Origin of the sequence: Mesorhizobium sp. M4A.F.Ca.ET.020.02.1.1 (genome assembly GCF_004022645.1) — a bacterium.
Lineage (GTDB): Bacteria > Pseudomonadota > Alphaproteobacteria > Rhizobiales > Rhizobiaceae > Mesorhizobium.
Window position 1 is genome coordinate 1 of the sequence record NZ_RZOI01000921.1, and the last position, 2,040, is coordinate 2,040.

3 protein-coding genes are annotated in these 2,040 nt (G+C 64.1%); 1 reads left to right on the plus strand and 2 read right to left on the minus strand.

Annotation, left to right across the window (positions count from 1 at the left end):
* Window positions 1-338, plus strand: a 338-nt coding sequence (locus EN742_RS33080) for a hypothetical protein (RefSeq protein ID WP_128333776.1), incomplete at its 5' end; no start/stop codon positions are given.
* Here the strand turns inward: EN742_RS33080 and EN742_RS33085 are convergent.
* Window positions 339-797 (minus strand): YbaK/EbsC family protein, encoded by a 459-nt coding sequence (locus EN742_RS33085; RefSeq protein WP_127407641.1) that lies wholly within the window; start codon window positions 795-797, stop codon window positions 339-341.
* A gap of 73 nt (window positions 798-870) precedes the next feature.
* A complete protein-coding gene (gene bhcR / locus EN742_RS33090; protein ID WP_128333777.1) occupies window positions 871-1,740 on the minus strand; it encodes an HTH-type transcriptional regulator BhcR in 870 nt (289 codons plus the stop codon).
* Window positions 1,741-2,040 lie beyond the last annotated feature (300 nt).

The following is a 2,040-nucleotide window of genomic DNA, read 5'->3' on the forward strand; positions in this document are numbered from 1 at the left end:
AGCAAGACTTGATCGAGCCCGTCTTTCGCAACGGCACGGTCACCACCGTCGGCATCCTGCTGGCGTTTTCGCTGGGCTTCATCACCCATTGGGCCGCCAATCCGATCCCTTGGCAAACGTACCATCTACTCGCCGTCGTGCCGATCCTGATCGGCATCGCGATGCAGATGCGGGCGCTGTCCTTGCTGCTCGACGTAAGTTCGCTGCAAAAGCCCATCTACGAGCGGGCGAACCGCATCTTCATCGCGGGCCTCATCTTCACCGCAAGCGGCGTCGGGCTGGCGATCCTGCTCGACTTCTTCGAGATTGCGGGCAAGAGCGCGCTGCCGAACGGCTAGCTACTGGCAGATGTCGCACCATTCGGCGCCGACCAGGCTCGCCATGCGGTCGACGCCTATCCTGACGGCGGCATTGGTGGCGCCGGCCGCCGGCACGACCTCGTCAAAGGCCCGCAGCGACACATCGCAATAGACAGGCAGCGGCGAGGCGAGGCCGAAGGGGCAGACGCCGCCGACCGGATGCCCCGTGATCTCCGCCACCTGTTGGGCATCGAGCATGCGCGGCTTGCCGCCGAAGGCATCGCGCGATTTGCGGTTGTCGATGCGCGCGTTGCCGCGGGCGACCACCAGCAGCACCCGCTCGCCGACCCGCATGCAGATGGTCTTGGCGATCTGCCCCGGCTCGACGCCATGCGCCTCGGCGGCGAGCGCCACGGTCGCCGAACTTGTCGGCGTTTCGATCACCGCGATGTCGGGGGCATGCTCGGCGAAGAAGGCTTTGACGGACTTGAGGCTCATGCGTCTTCAGGCGGGAATGGATCGGATGCGCAGACTTCGACCGTTGCCGGACCGGTGTCAAGCCGGGCCAGAGTCAAGGCAAGCGCGTGGCGCTGACCTCGAACAGCGATGCCTCGGCAGCGCCTTGTGAAGAATGCCCGCCGATCATCCTGGTTATGTCGGTCGCCGCTTCGCGCACCAGCGGACCGATATCGGCCAGACGCTCCGGCGTCACCCGAACGGTGGGCCCGGACACCGAAACGCCGCCGATCGGCTCGCCGAACTCGTTGAAGATGGCGGCGGCCACGCAGCGCATTCCCGGGTGCCGCTCCTCGTCGTCGACCGACCAGCCGCGATGCTTGATCGCGACGAGATCACGGGCCAGCGCCGAAATGTCGGAAATCGTCTTGTCGGTGAAGCGCTCCAGCCCGGCGCGACGCAGGATGGCAGCGACACGCTCGGGATCGAGATGCGCCAGCACCGCCTTGCCGATGCCGGAGGCATGGAAGGAGCTGCGCGTGCCCGGCCGGAAGAAGGCGCGGATCGCCTGGTGCGTCTCGACCTGGCTGACGAAGACGACGCAATCGTCCTCGGCGACGCCGAGATTGGCGGTCTCGCCGGTCTTCTCCATCAGTTCCTGCATGACGATGCGGGCGCGGTCGACCAGCTTGCGGCGGCGCAGGAACGCGGCGCCCATGCGGTAGGTCTCGACGCCGATCGACCACAGCTGGTCGGTGCCGTCGAACTCGACCATGCCGTGGTTCTCCAGCGTCGTCAGCATGCGGTAGGCGGTGGAGGCGGCAAGGCCGCTTTGCGCCGATATCTCGCTCAGCGACAGGCCGCTGCCTTCGGCGACGATGGCAAGGATGCGCAAGGCGCGGTCGAGCGACTGCACGGAGGCGGCTTCGGACGGGCCGTTGAAGGAGCGCGGACGGCCTCGCTGCCGTTTTTCGCTGGTTTCCATGGCAGGCATTCTCGCCTATTTCGCCGATTTGGCAATGAAAAAGTTTTTCACCGCTTCGCGAGACTGAATTCTTGGAAAACGGAAAGCGTAGTGAAATCATATCGTAAAAGCTATTTTCTAGAAATGAAAAAATATTCTGAAAAAATTGAAAAATAGCGGGCGTGCTGGCATGCTCAGCCAACCAACAAATTCGTGGAGGCTTTGCAAATGGCCAGGATGCGCGCTGTCGACGCTGCCGTTCTCGTTCTCGAAAAGGAGGGCATTTCGTGCGCCTTCGGCGTGCCGGGCGCGGCGATCAAC

Bases quoted from the DNA above. Each gene is read 5' to 3' on its own strand.
- EN742_RS33085 (WP_127407641.1), bottom strand. From the start codon at position 797: ATGAGCCTCAAGTCCGTCAAAGCCTTCTTCGCCGAGCATGCCCCCGAC.
- bhcR (WP_128333777.1), bottom strand. From the start codon at position 1,740: ATGGAAACCAGCGAAAAACGGCAGCGAGGCCGTCCGCGCTCCTTCAAC.